The sequence below is a fragment of the Nocardioides sp. genome (genome assembly GCF_047602075.1).
Taxonomy (GTDB): Bacteria; Actinomycetota; Actinomycetes; order Propionibacteriales; family Nocardioidaceae; genus Nocardioides.
In genome coordinates, this window is record NZ_JASGIF010000001.1 from 493,379 (window position 1) to 510,576 (window position 17,198).

The 17,198-nt window shown below is 69.6% G+C and carries 17 protein-coding genes; 11 read left to right on the top strand and 6 right to left on the bottom strand.

Going from position 1 to position 17,198, the window contains the following annotated elements:
• The first annotated feature begins 4 nt into the window (after positions 1–4).
• Genes QM714_RS02555 through QM714_RS02570 form a run of 4 tightly spaced genes read left to right on the top strand, consistent with a single transcriptional unit; the run spans position 5 to position 2,740 of the window.
• On the top strand, positions 5–706 hold the full coding sequence (locus QM714_RS02555) for a GNAT family N-acetyltransferase (RefSeq protein WP_415097306.1): 702 nt from the start codon (positions 5–7) through the stop codon (positions 704–706).
• A 41-nt stretch (positions 707–747) separates the two neighbouring features.
• Positions 748–1,590 carry a PPK2 family polyphosphate kinase gene (locus tag QM714_RS02560; protein ID WP_415097308.1) on the top strand — a complete coding sequence of 281 codons (843 nt, stop codon included), beginning with the start codon at positions 748–750 and terminating at the stop codon, positions 1,588–1,590.
• Positions 1,587–2,351, top strand: coding sequence for a HipA family kinase (locus tag QM714_RS02565; RefSeq protein WP_415097310.1), 765 nt, complete (start codon positions 1,587–1,589; stop codon positions 2,349–2,351). Before QM714_RS02560 ends, QM714_RS02565 begins: the two co-directional genes overlap by 4 nt.
• Complete coding sequence (locus QM714_RS02570) at positions 2,348–2,740, top strand: DUF3037 domain-containing protein (RefSeq protein ID WP_415097312.1); 393 nt, start codon at positions 2,348–2,350, stop codon at positions 2,738–2,740. Before QM714_RS02565 ends, QM714_RS02570 begins: the two co-directional genes overlap by 4 nt.
• Here QM714_RS02570 and QM714_RS02575 read toward each other — a convergent pair.
• Positions 2,737–3,480: a sirohydrochlorin chelatase gene (locus QM714_RS02575; protein WP_415097314.1), complete on the bottom strand. Its 744-nt coding sequence runs from the start codon at positions 3,478–3,480 to the stop codon at positions 2,737–2,739. The genes QM714_RS02570 and QM714_RS02575 overlap by 4 nt on opposite strands.
• Before the next feature lie 284 nt (positions 3,481–3,764).
• On the opposite strand from QM714_RS02575, the gene QM714_RS02580 reads away from it, so the two are divergent.
• The gene (locus QM714_RS02580) at positions 3,765–5,201 is read left to right on the top strand and encodes a glycine hydroxymethyltransferase (RefSeq protein WP_415097316.1); all 1,437 of its coding nucleotides are present in this window, start codon (positions 3,765–3,767) and stop codon (positions 5,199–5,201) included.
• A 32-nt stretch (positions 5,202–5,233) separates the two neighbouring features.
• Here the strand turns inward: QM714_RS02580 and QM714_RS02585 are convergent, their stop codons facing one another.
• A complete protein-coding gene (locus QM714_RS02585) occupies positions 5,234–6,880 on the bottom strand; it encodes an acyl-CoA dehydrogenase family protein (protein ID WP_415097318.1) in 1,647 nt (548 codons plus the stop codon).
• 17 nt (positions 6,881–6,897) lie between these two features.
• Between QM714_RS02585 and QM714_RS02590 the strand changes: the two genes are divergently transcribed.
• The 3 genes from QM714_RS02590 to QM714_RS02600 are packed head-to-tail and all read left to right on the top strand — an operon-like array spanning position 6,898 to position 9,771.
• Positions 6,898–7,857, top strand: coding sequence for a YihY/virulence factor BrkB family protein (locus QM714_RS02590; RefSeq protein ID WP_415097320.1), 960 nt, complete (start codon positions 6,898–6,900; stop codon positions 7,855–7,857).
• Between the two features lie 23 nt (positions 7,858–7,880).
• Entirely contained in the window at positions 7,881–8,984 is a 1,104-nt protein-coding gene (locus QM714_RS02595) for a potassium channel family protein (RefSeq protein ID WP_415097322.1), read from the top strand.
• A gap of 4 nt (positions 8,985–8,988) precedes the next feature.
• On the top strand, positions 8,989–9,771 hold the full coding sequence (locus tag QM714_RS02600; protein WP_415097324.1) for a lipoyl protein ligase domain-containing protein: 783 nt from the start codon (positions 8,989–8,991) through the stop codon (positions 9,769–9,771).
• Positions 9,772–10,166: 395 nt separating this feature from the next.
• Here the strand turns inward: QM714_RS02600 and QM714_RS02605 are convergent, their stop codons facing one another.
• From QM714_RS02605 to QM714_RS02615, 3 genes are all read right to left on the bottom strand, one after another.
• A complete protein-coding gene (locus tag QM714_RS02605; protein ID WP_415097326.1) occupies positions 10,167–10,661 on the bottom strand; it encodes a GNAT family N-acetyltransferase in 495 nt (164 codons plus the stop codon).
• 60 nt (positions 10,662–10,721) lie between these two features.
• Positions 10,722–11,477, bottom strand: coding sequence for a hypothetical protein (locus QM714_RS02610; RefSeq protein ID WP_415097328.1), 756 nt, complete (start codon positions 11,475–11,477; stop codon positions 10,722–10,724).
• 93 nt (positions 11,478–11,570) lie between these two features.
• Entirely contained in the window at positions 11,571–12,758 is a 1,188-nt protein-coding gene (locus QM714_RS02615) for a spermidine/putrescine ABC transporter substrate-binding protein (protein ID WP_415097330.1), read from the bottom strand.
• Positions 12,759–12,875: 117 nt separating this feature from the next.
• Between QM714_RS02615 and QM714_RS02620 the strand changes: the two genes are divergently transcribed.
• Both QM714_RS02620 and QM714_RS02625 read left to right on the top strand, forming a co-directional pair.
• On the top strand, positions 12,876–14,558 hold the full coding sequence (locus tag QM714_RS02620) for a substrate-binding and VWA domain-containing protein (RefSeq protein ID WP_415097332.1): 1,683 nt from the start codon (positions 12,876–12,878) through the stop codon (positions 14,556–14,558).
• 69 nt (positions 14,559–14,627) lie between these two features.
• Positions 14,628–15,266: a LysE family translocator gene (locus QM714_RS02625; RefSeq protein ID WP_415097334.1), complete on the top strand. Its 639-nt coding sequence runs from the start codon at positions 14,628–14,630 to the stop codon at positions 15,264–15,266.
• 367 nt (positions 15,267–15,633) lie between these two features.
• Here QM714_RS02625 and QM714_RS02630 read toward each other — a convergent pair whose 3' ends face one another.
• Positions 15,634–15,792: a hypothetical protein gene (locus QM714_RS02630; RefSeq protein ID WP_415097336.1), complete on the bottom strand. Its 159-nt coding sequence runs from the start codon at positions 15,790–15,792 to the stop codon at positions 15,634–15,636.
• Positions 15,793–15,866: 74 nt separating this feature from the next.
• On the opposite strand from QM714_RS02630, the gene QM714_RS02635 reads away from it, so the two are divergent.
• Positions 15,867–16,925 carry a Fic/DOC family protein gene (locus QM714_RS02635; RefSeq protein ID WP_415097338.1) on the top strand — a complete coding sequence of 353 codons (1,059 nt, stop codon included), beginning with the start codon at positions 15,867–15,869 and terminating at the stop codon, positions 16,923–16,925.
• The last annotated feature ends 273 nt before the right edge of the window (positions 16,926–17,198 follow it).

Consider the following 17,198-nt stretch of genomic DNA (forward strand, 5'->3'; position numbering starts at 1 on the left):
ATAGATGAGCGTGCGCGTGGTGGTCCGACACCGCGGTGAGGAGCGCACCGGGCTGATCGGCCCCGGGGAGTCCTGGGCGGCTGCGGCAGGCCGGCTGGCGAACGGATGGCTGGGCGACCCGATGCCTCTCGATCTCGTCGGCGAGCCGAAGCTCTTCGTGGTCGATCCACTGACCGTAGTCGCGGTCCGGCCGATGACCCGCGGGGACCTACCGCTGATGGCCAGGTGGCTTGCCGAGCCGCACGTGCACCGTTGGTGGGCAGAGGACGGGGAGCGCACACTGGCCACAGTGACCGATAAGTACGCCCCCCGGATCGACGGCGAGACCCCGACCACGATGTGGGTCGCCGAGGTCAACGGGCGATCGGTCGGCTTCGTGCAGGACTATCGGCTCAGCGACTATCCCGACTATGCGGTGCTGTGTCCCGATCCCGAGGCGGCCGGAGTGGACTACGCCATCGGAGAGCCGGCCTGGGTGGGCCGAGGGATCGGCGCCCGGATGCTGTGGGCTTGGATGCTCCGGGCCCGATCCCGCTTCCCCGAGGTGTCGTCGTACTTCGCCGCCCCCGACCACCGCAACGAGGCGTCGCTGCGGATGCTGGACAAGGCCGGGTTCATGCGCGGCACCTGGTTCGACGAGCCGCGCAGTGGTGGCGTCGACACGGTCGTCGGCTGCACCCTCGATGTCGCGACCGTCCTCGGCTGAGGCCAACGGCCTCTCGCGACGCCCCATTAGGGTGTGGACCCATGACGACTGCGGAGCTCACTCTGCCGGCGGGTCCGGTGGACCTGCGCACGATCCCGACCGACGCCACCCCCGGCTTCGAGGGCGACAAGGAGCAGGGGGAGAAGGCGCTTGCCAAGCTCGGTCCGGGGCTCGCCGATCTCCAGGAGCGGCTGTTCGCGGCGCGCGGCACCGACCAGGCTCGCTCGGTGCTGCTGGTGTTGCAAGGGATGGACACCTCCGGCAAGGGCGGCGTGCTGCGACACACGGTCGGGCTGATCGACCCGCAGGGTGTGCGGATCACCTCCTTCAAGGCGCCGACGAAGGAGGAGCTCGGCCACGACTTCTTGTGGCGCATCGAGAAGGCGTTGCCGGCACGGGGCTACGTGGGCGTCTTCGATCGCTCGCACTACGAGGACGTGCTGATCGCTCGGGTGCGACAGCTCGCCCCTCCGGAGGAGATCGAGCGGCGGTACGACGCCATCAACGCCTTCGAGGCAGACCTGGTCGCCCAAGGCACCGTGCTGATCAAGTGCATGCTGCACATCTCCGCCGAGACGCAGAAGGAGCGCCTCCTGGCGCGCCTCGATGACCCCACCAAGCACTGGAAGTACAACCCCGGCGACCTTGACGAGCGGGCGCTGTGGCCGGCGTACCGCGAGGCCTACCAGATCGCCTTGGAGCGCACCAACACCGAGGTGGCGCCGTGGCACGTGATCGCCAGCGATCGCAAGTGGTTCCGCAACCTGGCCATCGGCCGGCTGCTGCACGAGGCGCTCGCCGAGCTGGGCCTGGGCTGGCCGGCCGCGGACTTCGACGTGGAGGTCGAGAAGCAGCGGCTGGCCGACGAGGCACCGATCACGTGATCCCGACCGCCACCGTCACCCGCTATGTGACTCCCCTGCGTGAAGGAGGCTCGCTGCCGGGACTGGTCGAGGCCGACGACCTCGGCACCTATGTGTGCAAGTTCCGCGGTGCCGGGCAGGGCGCTCGGGTGCTGGTCGCCGAGGTGATCGTGGCCGAGCTCGCCCGCCGGCTGGGCCTGCGCACGCCGCGCCTGGTCGAGCTCGATCTGGATGCGCAGATCGCCCGCTACGAGGCCGACGAGGAGGTCCAGGATCTGCTCAACGCGAGCCCGGGGGCCAACCTCGGTGTCGACTTTCTGCCAGGGGCGTTCGGCTTCGACACCGTCGTGGCCGCGGACGCCGAGGAGGCCGCGCGGGTGCTCTGGCTGGATGCCTTCGTCGCCAACGTTGACCGCTCTTGGCGCAACCCGAACCTGCTGGTCTGGCACGGCGACCTGTGGGTGATCGACCACGGCGCCTGCCTGTACTTCCACCACGGCTGGCAGGGCGGCCTCGGTGATCCGGCGCGGTTTGCCGCCCAGCCCTGGGACCCGGACAACCACGTGCTGCTCTCGGCAGTCGATCACCTGCCCGAGGCGGACGCCTTGGCGACGGCGGCCCTGGACCGGGCCGCGCTCGAAGCCGCCGTCGGGGAGGTCCCAGACGTTTGGCTGGAGTCGGTGCCGGGCGCTGAGACGCCCGCTCAGCAGCGGGCGGCCTATGTGGAGTTCCTGACCGCTCGGCTCGCGACGCGGCAGTGGCTGCAGGGAGTGCTGCCATGACCACCCTCGCCGGTCAGCACCCCTATCAGTACGTCGTGCTGCGGTGCGTGCCGCGAGCCGATCGCGAGGAGTTCGTGAACGTCGGAGTGGTGCTCTACTGCGAGTCCACCGGGTTGCTACGGCTGGGCCACCTCGTCGTCGAGGAGCGGTTGCGAGCGCTGGACCCCGGTGTGGATCTTGCCCAGGTCCGAGCAGCGCTCGACTTCGTCGACGGCGTCTGCGCGGGTGACGCCCGAGGCGGGGCCGCCGCCCAGCGACCGGCGGGTCAGCGGTTCGGCTTCCTCAGGGCGCCCCGGAGCACGGTGATCCGGCCGGGCCCGGTGCATGGCGGCGTCACCGCCGATCCGGAGCGTGAGCTTGAGTGGCTCCTGGAGCGCCTGGTCGGCTAGACGGGGACCAGCTCGACCGCGCCGACGGCATACCGCGCTAGCACGGCCCGAGCCACTTCGGCGTGTGCACCAAGCGGCTCGGCAACGGTGATCGCGCCGGCCTCGAGGGCGAGCTCGGCCGCCCGGTCGGCCATCGGGCCCGGAGCCAGGAAGAGGGAGGCAACCGCGATGTGACGGCGCCCCTCGGCGCGGAACGCGCGCACGGCCTCACCGGTCGCGGGCGGGGCGGCCGAGGAGAAGGCGGCGGTGACTGGAAGCCGGTGATGGGTGCCCCAAACGCGGGCGAGCCGGGCGACCGCCTGGTTGGCCAGCGGGTCGGTCGACCCCTCGGCTGCGAGCACCAGGGCGTCCAACTCGCGGACCCGGGCCTCGCGCAGGGCACTGCGCAGTCGGACGTCGAGGACCTCGAGGAAACACGGCTCCAGCCCCAGCGGGCGAGAGACCCGGATGCGGAGGTGCTCGTGCTTGGCCTCGGCCTCGGCCACCGCGGCGCCGACCTGGGCCTGGAGCGGCTCGGAGTCGGTCAGGTGCAGCGGCACCACCACGATCTCCTCGTGGTGAGCGCGCACCAGCTTGTCGACCGCAGTGGCGAAGCTCGGTCGGCTGCCCTCCAAGAAGGCTCGCTCGATACGCAGGTCCGAACGGCTGTGGTGGACCTCCTCGACGAGGTCGGCAACGGTCTGCTTGGTGCGGGCGTCATGCCCGGCGCGCGCCAGTGCGATCAGCGGGGGAGCGGCCATGGTGGGTTCCTTCGAGCGAGTCGGGTGGGGGAGTTCGACGACGCTGTCGAGGACCGTCCGGAGACGAGTCCCAGCCGCCCCGACGGGCGACCGGCTCTGCCAGTCTCACGGATCGGACACCGAGTCCACAAATCGCGATCTCATGATGTGAACGTTCCAAACACCATGTGAGACAGCCATCACATGTTTCCGCCCCGGCGGGTCGATGCCGCCCCAGAGCCACGGCGGAACGAGGAGACAAGACCGACGCGCAGCGCAGGGCCTCCTATCACTACTGTGTGCCCATGACCGATGCCCGCATCTCCAGCGTCTACCGTCAAGCACTCGAGGTGATCGCCTCGGTCGAGCCGCGCGTCGCCGAGGCGACCCGCCAGGAGCTGATCGACCAGCGAGGCTCGCTCAAGCTGATCGCCTCGGAGAACTACGCCTCGCCAGCGGTGCTGATGACGATGGGCACCTGGTTCAGCGACAAGTACGCCGAGGGCACCGTCGGCCACCGCTTCTATGCCGGTTGCCAGAACGTCGACACGATCGAGGCGCTCGCCGCCGAGCACGCCCGCGAGCTGTTCGGGGCGCCGTACGCCTATGCCCAGCCGCACTCCGGCATCGACGCCAACCTGGTCGCCTACTGGGCCATCCTCGCCCATCGCATCGAGGCGCCGGGCCTGGCCGAGCGGGGCGTGAAGAGCGTCAACGACCTGACCGAGGAGGACTGGGAGTCGCTGCGCCGGGAGCTGGGCAACCAGCGGCTGCTCGGCATGTCCCTCGACGCGGGCGGGCACCTGACCCACGGCTTCCGGCCGAATATCAGCGGCAAGATGTTCCACCAGCAGCAGTACGGCACCGACCCCGTCACCGGGCTGCTCGACTACGACGCCGTGGCCGCCAAGGTTCGCGAGTTCCGCCCGCTGATCCTGGTCGCCGGCTACTCCGCCTATCCGCGTCGGATCAACTTCGCCAAGATGCGCGAGATCGCCGACGAGGTCGGCGCCACGCTGATGGTGGACATGGCGCACTTCGCCGGCCTGGTCGCCGGCAAGGTGTTCACCGGCGATGAGAACCCCGTCCCGCACGCACACCTGACCACGACCACGACCCACAAGTCGCTGCGCGGCCCGCGCGGCGGCCTGGTGCTCGCGCAAGAGGAGTACGCCGACGCGGTGGACCGCGGCTGCCCGCTCGTCCTCGGTGGCCCGCTGGGCCATGTGATGGCGGCCAAGGCAGTGGCGCTCGCGGAGGCCAGGCAGCCAACCTTCCAGGAGTATGCCCGGCGCATCGCCGACAACGCCCAGTCCCTGGCCGAGGGCTTCCTCAAGCGCGGCTGCACCCTGGTCAGCGGCGGCACCGACAACCACCTGGTCCTGCTCGACGTCACCTCGTTCGGCCTCACCGGTCGCCAGGCCGAGTCGGCGCTGCTGGAGGCCGGTGTCGTGACGAACCGCAACTCCGTGCCGGCCGACCCCAACGGCGCCTGGTACACCTCCGGCGTCCGTCTCGGCACTCCGGCGCTGACCACTCGGGGTTTCGGCCACGACGAGTTCGACCGGGTGGCCGAGCTGATGGTGGAGGTGCTGTCGAGCACCACCCCGGGCCAGACCAGCGCGGGCGCGCCGTCGAAGGCGTCGTACGTCCTGGCCGACGGCGTGGCCGATCGAGTCCGGACGGCCTCGGCCGAACTGCTCGACAAGCACCCGCTCTACCCCGAGATCGACCTCGGCTGAACCCGCAGAGGATGACGTCCGCCGGGCTGTGCTCAGTCGACGGTGGGTGTGGTGCGCTCGATGATCGTGCGCATCGCGGACTCGCCGAGCGAGGCGGGCAGGGTGCCGAAGGTGCCGTGGTAGCGGCTGTCCAGCCGGGTGGCGCAGAAGGCGTCGGCCACCTCGGGCGGGGCGAAGCGGACCAGCAGGGAGCCCTGCAAGCAGGCGGCCATGCTGCCGGCGAGCTGGCGAGCGGAGACCTCGAGCGCTCCGGAGTCGCCGAGCAGCGTCAGGGTCTGCTCGACCGCCCGATCCAGGCGTGGATCGGCGCCGTGCGCCGCGCCGACCTCGGTAATCCAGGCCTCCAGCACCTCCGGCTCACGGGACAGGGCGCGCAGCACGTCGAGGGCGTTGACGTTGCCCGAGCCCTCCCAGATCGAGTTCAGCGGAGACTCGCGGAAGAGCAGCGGCATCCCGGACTCCTCGGTGTAGCCGTTGCCGCCGAGGCACTCCAGCGCCTCCGCCACCTGGGCGGGGGTGCGCTTGCAGACCCAGAACTTCGCCAGCGGCAGCGCGATCCGGCGTAGGGCCGCCTCGTGGGCGTCGTCTCGGTCGTCGACGGCGGCCGCTAGTCGCATCGCCAGTGCGGTGGCGGCCTCCGACTCGACCGCGAGGTCCGCGATCACGTTGGCCATCAGGGGCTGGTCGGCCAGCACCCGGCCGAACGCCGAGCGGTGGGCGACGTGCCAGGACGCCTCGGCGACGGCTCGCCGCATCAGCGCCGCCGAGCCGATCACGCAGTCCAGTCGAGTGGCAGCGACCATCTCGATGATGGTGCGCACTCCGCGGCCCTCGTCTCCGAGGCGCTGGGCGAGGGTGCCGTCGAACTCCAGCTCCGAGGAGGCGTTGGAGCGGTTGCCGAGCTTGTCCTTCAGGCGGGCGATGTCGAAGACGTTGCGCTCGCCGCTCGGCAAGCAGCGGGGGACCAGGAAGCAGGTCAATCCGCCGGGTGCCTGGGCCAGCACCAAGAACACGTCGTTCATCGGCGCGGAGGTGAACCACTTGTGCCCGTGCAGGGTGTAGTCGCCCTCGACCCCGGTGGGTCGTGCCTCGGTCCGGTTGGCGCGCACGTCGGAGCCGCCCTGCTTCTCGGTCATCCCCATCCCCGCCAGGGCGGCGCGTTTGGCTGCCAGCGGCCGAGTGCCGGGGTCGTAGTGGGTCGCGGCGAGTGGAGGCGTCCAGCGTGCTGCCAGCACCTCGTCGGCCTGCAGCGCGGGGATGGCGGCATAGGTCATCGAGATCGGGCAGCCATGACCGGACTCGACCTGGGACCAGGCCAGGAACCCGGCAGCCCGCCGTACGTGCGGGTGTGACTCATCCGACACCCACGGCGCTGCCTGGAGGCCGAAGCCGACGGCGTGCTCCATCAGCCAGTGCCACGACGGGTGGAAGGCGACCTCGTCGACCCGGTTGCCGTAGCGGTCGTAGGAGTGGAGCTCCGGCTCGAACCGGTTGGCCAGCATCCCGTGGTTGCGGGCCTTCTCGGTGCCCGCGAGGGTCCCGAGCTCGTCTAGGGACTTCAACACCTCCGGCGAGCCATGGCGCAGCACGGCCTCGGAGAGCGCCGCGTCGCTGTTGACGACGTGGTGACCGACCAGCGGGGGAGCCTGGTTGGTGGCTTCGCGGATGACCTGATCCATGCCGCTACGGTAGGCCCATGCCCGGTGGTGACAAGCAGCTGGCCGCGGCCGTCGGCTGGCTGCGCAGGGCCGGGGACGTCTGCTGGCGTCTGCTGGTCAGCACCGTCGGCTCCTGCATGCGGAATCGGGTCACCGGCCTGGCGGCGGAGGCCGCCTTCTTCGCGATCCTGTCCATTCCTCCGTTGCTGTTCGCGCTCGCCGGAGCGGTCGGTTTCGTCTCCGAGCGCTTCAGCGAGGCGCAGATCTCAGACTTCCGCAACGCGGTCATCGACCTGGCCAATCGTGCGCTGACCGACCAGGCGGTCGACCGGATCATCGAGCCGACCCTGAACGACGTGCTGGGTCAGCCGCGGTACGACGTCATCTCGCTCGGCTTCCTGCTTGCCCTCTGGTCCGGATCACGGGCACTCAACGTCTTCGTGGACACCATCACGATCATGCACGGGCTCGGCGGGCGCCGCGGCATCGTGCGGACCAGACTGCTCTCCTTCGGGCTCTACGTGCTGGCCATGATCACTGGCGCGGTGGCGATCCCGCTGGTGCTGGCCGGGCCACGGCTGGTGAGCGCGTGGCTCCCGGATCGGTTGCAGTTCGTGATGGACTTCTATTGGCCGACGATCGTGGTCGCCTGCATCTGCTTCCTGGCCATGCTCTACCACGTCTCCGTGCCGGTGCGGACCAAGTGGCGCTTCAACCTCCCGGGCGCGACGTTCTCGCTGGTGGCGTGGATCCTCGGCTCCTATCTGCTCCGCTTGGTGCTGACCGGGACCGCGGCGGACTCCAAGTCGATCTACGGTCCGCTGGCCGCGCCCATCGCCGTCCTGCTCTGGCTCTATCTCGTCGCGATCGCCGTGCTGATCGGGGCCGCTGTCAACGCCGCCTTCGACACCGTGTTCCCCCAGGTCGACACCGAGCGGGCCAGGCGGAGGCCCCCGGATCCCGAGCGAGACAGCAGCGTGGTGCCACCCGGAGCATGATCGGGTTCGACTAGATTCGGTCCGTGCCCGACGACCCGCGCGACCAGATCGGTCCGGCGCTTGGCAAGGTCACCCTGCCCGAGCGGGAGCACTCGCCGTGGTGGCAGCTCGGGATGCGGCTGATGGCGGCGCTGGCGATCCTCTTGGGTACTCTGCTGCTTGTCTATGTCGAACGCGCAGGCTACCGAGACGGCAACGACCCCGAGCACAACTATCAGGTCGACCTGGTCGACGCGCTGTACTACACGACCGTGACGCTGAGCACGACTGGGTACGGCGACATCGCGCCGGTCTCCGAGCGGGCGCGACTGGTCAACGCGTTCATCATCACCCCGGCACGTATCGGCTTCCTGGTGCTGCTGATCGGCACCAGCTTGGAGGTGCTCGCCTCCCAGGGCCGAGATCAGTTCCGAATAGCGCGCTGGAGGAACAAGATGTCCGATCACGTGGTGATCATCGGCTACGGCACTCGGGGGCGCAGCGCGGTCGACACGCTGCTCAACAACGGCTACACCCGCGAGGACATCGTGGTGGTCGACCCGAGCGCCGTCGCGTTGGCGGACGCGCGCTCGGACGGCGTCGCGGTGGTCACCGGCGATGCGACTCGGCGCGAGGTGCTCATGCGCGCCGGCGTGACCCGCTCCAGTCAGGTGATCATCTGCACCGGGCGAGACGACTCGAGTGTGCTGGCCACCCTCACCGTGCGCCAGCTCAACCCGGAGGTGCGGATCGTGGTCGCTGTCGCCGAACACGAGAACGTCCCGCTGATGCGGCAGTCCGGGGCAGACTCGGTGATCACCTCCTCCGACGCCGTCGGCCGCCTGCTGGGGCTCTCGACGCTCTCGCCGATGCTCGGCTCGGTGATGGAGGATCTGCTGACCTATGGCGAAGGCCTGGAGGTCGCCGAGCGGGATCTGCTCCTGACCGAGGTCGGCAAGCAGCCACAGTCACTCCCGGACCAGGTGATCGCCGTGATCCGCGACGAGACCGTCTACCGCTACTTCGACCCCGTCGTCTCCCAGCTCGCCCGGGGTGATCGACTGATTGTGGTCCGACCCGCCCGGGAGCTGCCGTGGGCGCCTCGCCCGGGCACCCACGACGAGGACTCCTCGGTCGACGAGGGTTGAGCCTGTGTCCGATCCCGTCGGCCCGGCGACTCCGTGGCCGGTCGAGCGGGTGCTGACCGGTTCGGTCGCCGACGACCAGGCCACCGAGCTCGCCTTCGCCCAGGCGATGTTGCGGCGCACCGATGCGGGGCTGGCGCAGGAGACGGTCCGGATCTATCGGCCCACGCGCAACGCCGTCGTGTTCAGCCGCCGCGACACCCGGTCGCCCGGCTTCGCCCGAGCGGTGCGGGCAGCGCGGGAGGCCGGCTTCCAGACCGCCGTACGAGCAGTGGGTGGCCGCGCGGTCGCCTACACCGTTGACACCGTGGTGGTGGACCACGTGGCGGCCGAGACGCAGGCGGTGCTCGGTCAGGAGCACCGGTTCGTGACCTTTGGGCGGATGTTCGTCGACGCGCTGCGGGCGCTCGGCGCCGACGCCCGGCTGGGGCCGGTGCCCGGCGAGTACTGTCCCGGCGCCTACAGCGTGAATGCCGGCGGCGAGACGAAGCTGGTCGGCACCGCTCAGCGGGTGCTGCGCGCGTCGTGGCTGTTCAGCTCGCTGGTCGTCGTCGACGGTGAGGAGGTGCTTCGACCGGTGCTCGGTGAGGTCTACCGAGCCTTGGAGGTGCCCTTCGAGGAGTCCTCTGTCGGAGGGCTCGCCAGCGAGGTCCCCCGCCTGGGTGTGGGCACCGTTGCCGACACGCTCAGGAGCCTGTTCCGCGGGCTCGAGCAGGAGGCCCGGTCAGACCTGGCGACGCGAGCGCGTGCCGACGAGCTGATCGACCAGCACCGGGTCGATCCAGGCTGACCTCGCCAGCGGCGGTGAACGCACGGAGCGGATCGTCCAGACCGATCTTGTAGCCGACACCCGGCGGCGGCATGGCATACACCGCCGGGTCCGTCTCGGTCGGGCCGTCGATCAGGCAGGGCAGGTTGTCGTCCTGATCTGAGAACGTGTTTGGGATGCCGTGGCCTGCTGCGCGACGCCCCGAGGGCGCTGCGCTGCGGAATCTCGCGAGAGGACCCGGTATGGCTTCGATTCCGCGCCTTGCCGAGTCATCCCGCGGATGCGCCGCTCGTGACGGCCGAGACTTCCCCAACACGTTTTGAGGCGCCCCCGTCGCCGAGTGGACGACCTGTTCGGCAAACGGCCGCAGGGGACAGTCCCCAGGCGCCCGCGCCTGCGACGATGACCCGCACGCGTTACAGGACCGGTTTGACGAGGCGCCGGCACGGGGAGACGAACTGCTCGCCGAGCGCCGTGACGTGATAGTCCACATCGCCGTCGTCCACCCAGCCCTGCTTGGCGTAGAACGCCTGCGCGCGTTCGTTGCCGCGCACGACCGCGAGCCAGGCAACCTCGTGTCCGGCCGCGGCTATCTGCCGCTCGGCCTCGGTGAGGAGGAGCGCGGCGACCCCGGTGCCCCGGAAGTCCCGGTCGACGTAGACCTGCTCGGCCTCGTCGTCGTGCACCATGATGAACCCGGCGATCCGGCCGTCGACCTCGGCGACCGTCGTCTCCTCGGTCTCGGCAACGCGGCGCGTGACCCGCTCGAGGAACGACTCAGGAGTACGCCGCTCGGTGAGGCCGTCGGGGACCAGGCCCGGGTGCGCATCGTGCCAGCCGCGGTGAAACACCCCCGCGACCGCATCGACATCCGCGGGTCGGGCGGGTCGCAGGGTCGGACTGGTGGCCACCCCCCCAACCCTAAGGTCGAGGGGTAGCCACCAGTCCGGGGGGATCCTCCGACTAGCAGGTCAGGGAGCGACAGGCCGCCCGCTGAGGGTGCGGTAGGTGTAGGCCGTGCCGATCAGGACGACCGGGATGGCGACAAGTAGGCCGATGCCGCACAGCAGTGCGCCCACAAAAGCGGTCACCAGGCTGAGCAGGAACCAGAGCACCACGCTGCCGAGGTTCTTCGTGGTGAACTCGAAGCTCGCCCTGATCGCGTCGCCGACACTCATATCGTCACGGTCCATCAAGAAGTAGAGCGTGTAGGACAACAAGAACGAGATGATCAGACCCGGGATGATGCACAGCACCAGCCCGATGAAGGTGGCGATGCTGGTCAGGATCGAGGCGACGATCACCTCGGGCAGTCGGTGTGGGGTCAGCAGTGTCTTCGGGTCGAGGTCACGGCCGTCCACGATGGTGAGCGCACCACGGACCAGACCGGCGCTGATGACGAAGGAGACGATCCAGGCGAGCAGGCCGAACAGCCACGACACGATGTTGCCGGCGCTGAAGAAGCCCCGGTTGCAGGTGTCGACCTTGATGCCGTTGTCCGTCAACGTCGCGGTCGGGTCGCAAGACACCGCTCGCGTGACGAAGAAGCCGATCCCCTCCAAGACGAACATCACGACCACCAGCACGAGCACGGCCAGCATGATCTGGCCGAAGTGCTTGGTGAACTTGTTCCAGCCGTAGCTCCAAGCCTGACCCGCGCTGTAACCGGTCGGGCTAGCGCCAGCCGGCGGCGGGGGAGGCGGCGGGGGAGGCGGGTCCATCGACATCGCTGGCTCCTGTGGTCGAGAAACGAGATGTGGACAACGTAGTGGTCGGCGGGCCCTCTCCGCGAGGGGACTCGCACGGCGTGGCTCTGCTGGCTATGTCCCGGCGATCTCGGAGAAGCTCTGCGAGACCCGGTCGAACATCTCGATGGGCAGGTTCGGGAAGAGGTAGCTCACCTCGTTGATCGAGCCGTCGGGGAAGATCAGCGGGTTGTCCACCAGGTCGGGCGCCACCTTGGTCATCGCCTCGCGCGCTCCCTCGACGGGGCAGATGTAGTTGACCCAGGCGGCCACTCGGGCGGCCACCTCGGGTTGGTAGTAGTACGCCGCAAGCTCGGCCACGGCAGCAGCCTGGGTCGAGCCACGGGGGACCAGGAGGTCGTCGGACCAGATCAGCAGCCCCTCCTCGGGCACCACGAACTTCAGGTAGGGGTTCTTCAGCTGCTCCTGCAGCACATCGCCGGACCAGGCGAGCGAGGCCGTGAGGGTTCCGTTGCGCAGACCCTTCATGAAGTTGTTGCCGTAGAAGCCGGCGAACTGGCCAGCGTCGGAGCGGCTGCGCAGGTAGTCGATCGAGGCGTCCAGGTCGTCCTCGGACAGATCACTCAGCGAGTGGCCCCGTCCGAGCAGCACCATGCCGAGGGTGTCGGACAGCTCGGTCAGCATGCCGACGCCGCCGGCGAGGTCCTTGCGCTCGAAGAGTTCGGCAATCGAGCCGATGGCGCGGTCGACGCGGCGGGCGTCGTACGCGATCCCGGTGAGCCCCGCCTGCCAGGGCATCGAATAGCGCTGCTCGGGGTCCCAGTTGGGCGTGGCGAGCGAGGAGATGACCCGATCGGCGCCTTCGACCGGGCCGAAGGGCTGCAACACGCCCTTGTCCAGGAGCTGAGCGGTCACCCAGGACGTCATCGTGATGATGTCGTAGCCGATCGGGTGCCCCGCGTCGAGATCGTCGCCGATGACGGCGAGGAACTCGTCGTTGTCGTTGATCGGTGTCTTGTAGTCGACGTGGATCCCCGAGCTGCGCTCGAAGCCCTGGAGGGTGCCCTTGGCGATGTACGCCGGCCAGTTGGCCCACACGATTGGCCCCGTTGCCTCCTCGGACGTGCCGCTGGAGGAGGAGCGCGAGGCGGGCTCGGTCGAGGCCCCGCCCGACCCGCCACCGTCCCCGGTGCATGCGGCGAGACCGATGGCGCCGACGCCGGTCGCCCCGAGCCCCGCCAACAGCTGGCGGCGGCTCAACCGTCGAATGGCGGTGCCGGACGCGGGTCGGAGGTGCTCCACGCCAAGGATTCTGCTGTCCAAAGTCGCTCAGCACCAATGCCGACGCGCGGATCGGACACCGAGACGTGTGTGGCGCGTGTTGACACCGGTTCGGCTGGCCCAGCATCGTGGACGACCGTGACACAACCACGCGTGGGCGGCCATCGGGCAGCCAAGAAGCGATCCCGGTGGGGCGGGCTGCTCGCGATGGTGCTCGTCATCGGGCTCACAGCCGGGGCGGCAGCGGTCGCGGTGAGGGCCCTGCGCGGCGACGGGAGCAATGGCAGCGGTACCGACGTGCAAGCCGGCGACCAGAACGCCGCCTGCGGTGAGCAGCGCTTCTCGATCGCGGCCGACCCGCGGATCGCCGCAACTGTTCGCGAGATCGTCGCTGAGCTGCCCGAGGACCCGTGCATCAGCGTGGGCGTGCGCTCGGTGTCCTCGGCGAGCACCGCCGCGGACGTGGCCCGTGCCGAGGGCAAGGGCCTCGGGGGTGCGCTGCCGGACGCCTGGATCCCCGACTCTTCCTTGTGGATCGGCATCGCCGGAGAGAGCGACGAGGGCCAAGAGCGCCTCGACGGGGACGGGACCAGTCTGGCGACCTCGCCCGTCGTGCTGGCCACCACCAGCGAGCGCGCCGCTGCGATCGGCTGGCCGGACGCACCCGACTGGTCGGCCGTCCTCGAGCCCGACCCGCCGGTCACGCTCGCCATGCCGCGATTGGACACCGATTCGGCGGGTCTGGCCGCTCTGGGTGCACTCGAGGACACCCGGCCGCTCTCGGAGTTCGCCAGGCTGGTGGCGGCACCCCCGCTGCCCGAGGGAGAGCCGCTGAGCCTGGTCATCTCGGAGCGGGCCCAGATGGTCCCGAGCACCGAGCAAGAAGTCGCGACCGCGAAGACGAAGGGCACCGACCTGGCGGCGGTGTACGACGACAGCTTCGACGCACTGGACTACCCGCTGGTCCGGGTCCGTCCTCTGGACGCCAAGGAGGACAAGGACGCCGACGCGCTGTTCGACAAGATCCACCAGGCCCTCACCGGAGGGGCCGGCCAGAAGATCTTCGGGCGGGCCGGGTTCCGTGGCCCCGACGGCACCGTCTCCGATGTCGTCCCGCAAAGCGATGCAGTCGACTACGCGGCTGCGGTGGGTGAGCCCGTGACAGACACCGAGGGGATCGACCAGGCCCGCACGGACTGGGCCACCCAGGGCCGTCGGGCTCGGCTGCTGTTGCTGATGGACCTCTCCGGCTCGATGGGGGAGCGTCTCCCCGATGGGCAGACCCGCGCCGAGGCAGCTCAGGACGCCCTTCGCGGCCTCGTCGCGGGCGCTTCGCCCGACGACGCTCTGGGGCTGTGGGGCTTCACCACGGAGGTCGGCAACGGCGACTTCGAGGTGCTGCTGCCCGCTCAGCCACTCGATCGGGTGGTCGACGGGGTGACCGTCCGATCGGAGTTCCTCGACCAGGTGGACGCGCTGAGACCGGTCCCGGGTGGCTCGACGTCTCTCTACGACACGATCGCGGCGGCGTACTCCGCTGCCTCGGACCTCTACGTCGACGGTCGCTTCAACGCCGTGGTCGTGGTCACCGACGGTCGCAACGAAGACCCGGGCAGCATTGAGCTGCCTGCGCTGCTCGACCAGGTCAGGCGCGAGTTCGACGGTGCCCGCCCGGTCCGCATCATCACGGTCGCCTACGGCGAGGACGCCGACGTGCAGACGCTGCGGAAGATCGCCGACGCCACCGGAGGCCGGTCCTATCGCGCGTTGACCGGCGAGCAGGTGCAGCAGCGTCTCGGCCAACTGTTGTCAGAGCTGTAGCGGCACGCCGGGCTCGCGGGAGCGCTGGATGGTGGTGGCGGGCGACAGCACCCGCAGTGATCGGCAACAATGATCGACGTGCCGTCCTCCAGTCAGTGGCTTGCGTTCGTGGTCGCCTCGATCCTCTTCATCCAGGTGCCGGGGCCGAGTCTGCTGTTCACCATCGGCCGGGCGTTGACCGTCGGCCGGCGTGAGGCGTTGCTGTCGGTGGTGGGCAACGCGCTCGGGCTGGTGGTTCAGGTCGTCTTCGTGGCGCTCGGTCTGGGGGCGATCGTGGCCGCCAGCGCCGAGGCCTACACGGTGCTCAAGCTGGTCGGCGCGGCGTACGTCGTCTGGCTGGGCATCGCGGCGATCAGACACCGGGCGGATGCTCGAGCAGCGCTGACCGACGCCGAGCGGGTGCCGAGGACGAGCGGCGATGCCGTGCGCACCGGCCTGATTGTCGGTGCCACCAACCCCAAGACGGTGGTGTTCTTCGCGGCGTTCCTGCCGCAGTTCACCAAGCGATCCGGACCCGAGGCGCTGCAGGTCGCCGCACTCGGAGCGGTGTTCGGTGTCTTGGCGGTGTGCTCGGACAGCCTGTGGGCACTGGGTGCCGGGAAGGCCCGCGACTGGTTCGCCCGCAAGCCCCAGCGGCTCGACAAGCTAGGCGCCGTCGGCGGAGGCATGATGGTCGCGCTCGGCATCACCTTGGCTGCCAGCGAGTAGACCGGGGAAGGTCGTCCTCGTCAGTCGCGTCGGCCGGCTCCCGGACTATCGTGATCGGACGGCCGACACCTCCGGAGAGTCGTTCGGGGAGATGATCGCCCCAAGCGAGGTGAGCGAGGCCCCGGCCCGCAACCCCACATCACCACGAAGGGGTCACTTCATACTGTCTAGGTCTCGGCCAGCGACAACGGATATGGGAGCGGAGACGGTCGCCGCAGCGGGCTGGCAAACCTTGCCAGCAGGGCCGGGCCCGCGGTCGGCAGATGAGGCTTGCCGACCCGCAGGATGGGCCGGGGAAGGTGCTGTCCTGGTCGGCGCCGATCAGCGTCTGACGGCACCCGGCAGCCGGCAGCCGCGTGCCCGGGCATCATCTCGTCACCCAGAGCCCCGCTGCGCGGGCGGAGAGCAGGGCGGCGGTGAGCAGCGCAGCAAAGATTGCCGCCGCCAGCGCGGCGACGTCGTGTCGGTGCATCCAGGTCCCCCAACCCTGTTCAACTCGTGCGCGGGCAGCCCGGACTGCCGACATGGGTGAAACGCTCCATCGCGGCTGCTCTGACGCCATCTGGGCAGGCGGCTGTGGCACGTCTAGTCCGGTGCTCGATGTGTCGCCACGAGCAGATCTCGGCGTGCGGTGGGGAGGATCGTCTGGCGCCCGAGGAGGGCGCGGACGAAGCAGGGCTGTCGACGGCCCACTTCGATGATGGAAGCGATGCGGTTCCTGGCGACGTCGTACGCCCGGTTCGGCGAGCTGGCCGAGCCACCGAGGTGCTGGTTAACCTCTCCGGCATCACCGACCCAGCGGCCTGGAAAGACGCCGAGACCCTCCTCGTCGTGTCGCGGCTCTCAGAGCTACTGCTCTCGCCGATCCAGGGCCGCTACGACCTCGACCACCTGCGCGCGATCCACGCCTATCTCGTCGACGGCTTCTACGCCTGGGGAGGCCAGCTCCGCGATACCGACACCAAGCCCGGCGGCACCGGGATCGCCCACTGCCGCCCGCAGTTCATCGGTGCCGAGGCCGAGCGCATCTTCACCGCCCTGGCCGAGCGGGACCATCTGCGCGGCCTTGACGCCGACGCCTTCTCCGCGGGGCTCGCCTGGGCGTGGGGCGAGACCACGGTCCTGCACCCATTTCGTGACGTCAACACCCGCAGCCAGTACGTGTTCTTCAACCAACTCGCCCACGACGCCGGTTGGGTGATCGACTGGAGCCTGATCGACCCCTACCTGTTCGGCTACGCCCGCACCGTCTCGATGGTCCGCGACGAACGCGGCATCGACGCCCTACTCCGCCCGGCACTGCGCGCCCTGAGCGAAGTCGAGACCGACCCCGCACTGGCGGGCCGCGTCCACGAGGCTGCACGGGACTTCTTCACCCCCGGCGCCCGGCGTACCTTCGCCGAGCTCGACCAGCAGCTGCGTCAGGCGATCGAGCGACGCCACAGGTCCATCATCGGCCCTGGGGCCAGTCCGAAGGCCGGCGTCGATACGGATCTCGACCCTGTGCCTGAGAGCCAGCCGGACGCGGCAGCCGACCGGCTACGACGCTCCATGCGACGCCAGCGCCCGGGGTTGCGGCCGCCCGACCTGCGACCGGCTGAGCCGATCTCCCCGTCGTCATCCTCACAGCCACCCGAGCCGCCCAGCATCGGCTTCTGACGCCCTTCACGGCCGGGCGCGGCCCCAGCCGTCGGTCGCTGACTGCTCTCGACGGCGCCTGAGCGTCCCTGTCGTACCCACGGTCTCGGCGATGGGAAGTGCTGCGCACCTACCTGTCAGGAAGTTCCTTCACTGACAGATCAGAAGGCGTGGTGAGCGACATGGTGAGTCAACTGGTGAGTGCTGAAGCCGGGCCGACCAAACAGGCCGAGGTCATGGTGAGCGAAGTGGTGAGAGGTGCGTTGCACGGTGCCGCCATGGCCACAACGAACA

Coding starts and splice junctions, on each gene's coding strand:
- QM714_RS02555 (WP_415097306.1), top strand. CDS start 5: ATGAGCGTGCGCGTGGTGGTCCGACACCGCGGTGAGGAGCGCACCGGG.
- QM714_RS02560 (WP_415097308.1), top strand. CDS start 748: ATGACGACTGCGGAGCTCACTCTGCCGGCGGGTCCGGTGGACCTGCGC.
- QM714_RS02570 (WP_415097312.1), top strand. CDS start 2,348: ATGACCACCCTCGCCGGTCAGCACCCCTATCAGTACGTCGTGCTGCGG.
- QM714_RS02575 (WP_415097314.1), bottom strand. CDS start 3,480: ATGGCCGCTCCCCCGCTGATCGCACTGGCGCGCGCCGGGCATGACGCC.
- QM714_RS02580 (WP_415097316.1), top strand. CDS start 3,765: ATGACCGATGCCCGCATCTCCAGCGTCTACCGTCAAGCACTCGAGGTG.
- QM714_RS02585 (WP_415097318.1), bottom strand. CDS start 6,880: ATGGATCAGGTCATCCGCGAAGCCACCAACCAGGCTCCCCCGCTGGTC.
- QM714_RS02590 (WP_415097320.1), top strand. CDS start 6,898: ATGCCCGGTGGTGACAAGCAGCTGGCCGCGGCCGTCGGCTGGCTGCGC.
- QM714_RS02610 (WP_415097328.1), bottom strand. CDS start 11,477: ATGTCGATGGACCCGCCTCCCCCGCCGCCTCCCCCGCCGCCGGCTGGC.
- QM714_RS02625 (WP_415097334.1), top strand. CDS start 14,628: ATGATCGACGTGCCGTCCTCCAGTCAGTGGCTTGCGTTCGTGGTCGCC.
- QM714_RS02630 (WP_415097336.1), bottom strand. CDS start 15,792: ATGTCGGCAGTCCGGGCTGCCCGCGCACGAGTTGAACAGGGTTGGGGG.
- QM714_RS02635 (WP_415097338.1), top strand. CDS start 15,867: ATGTGTCGCCACGAGCAGATCTCGGCGTGCGGTGGGGAGGATCGTCTG.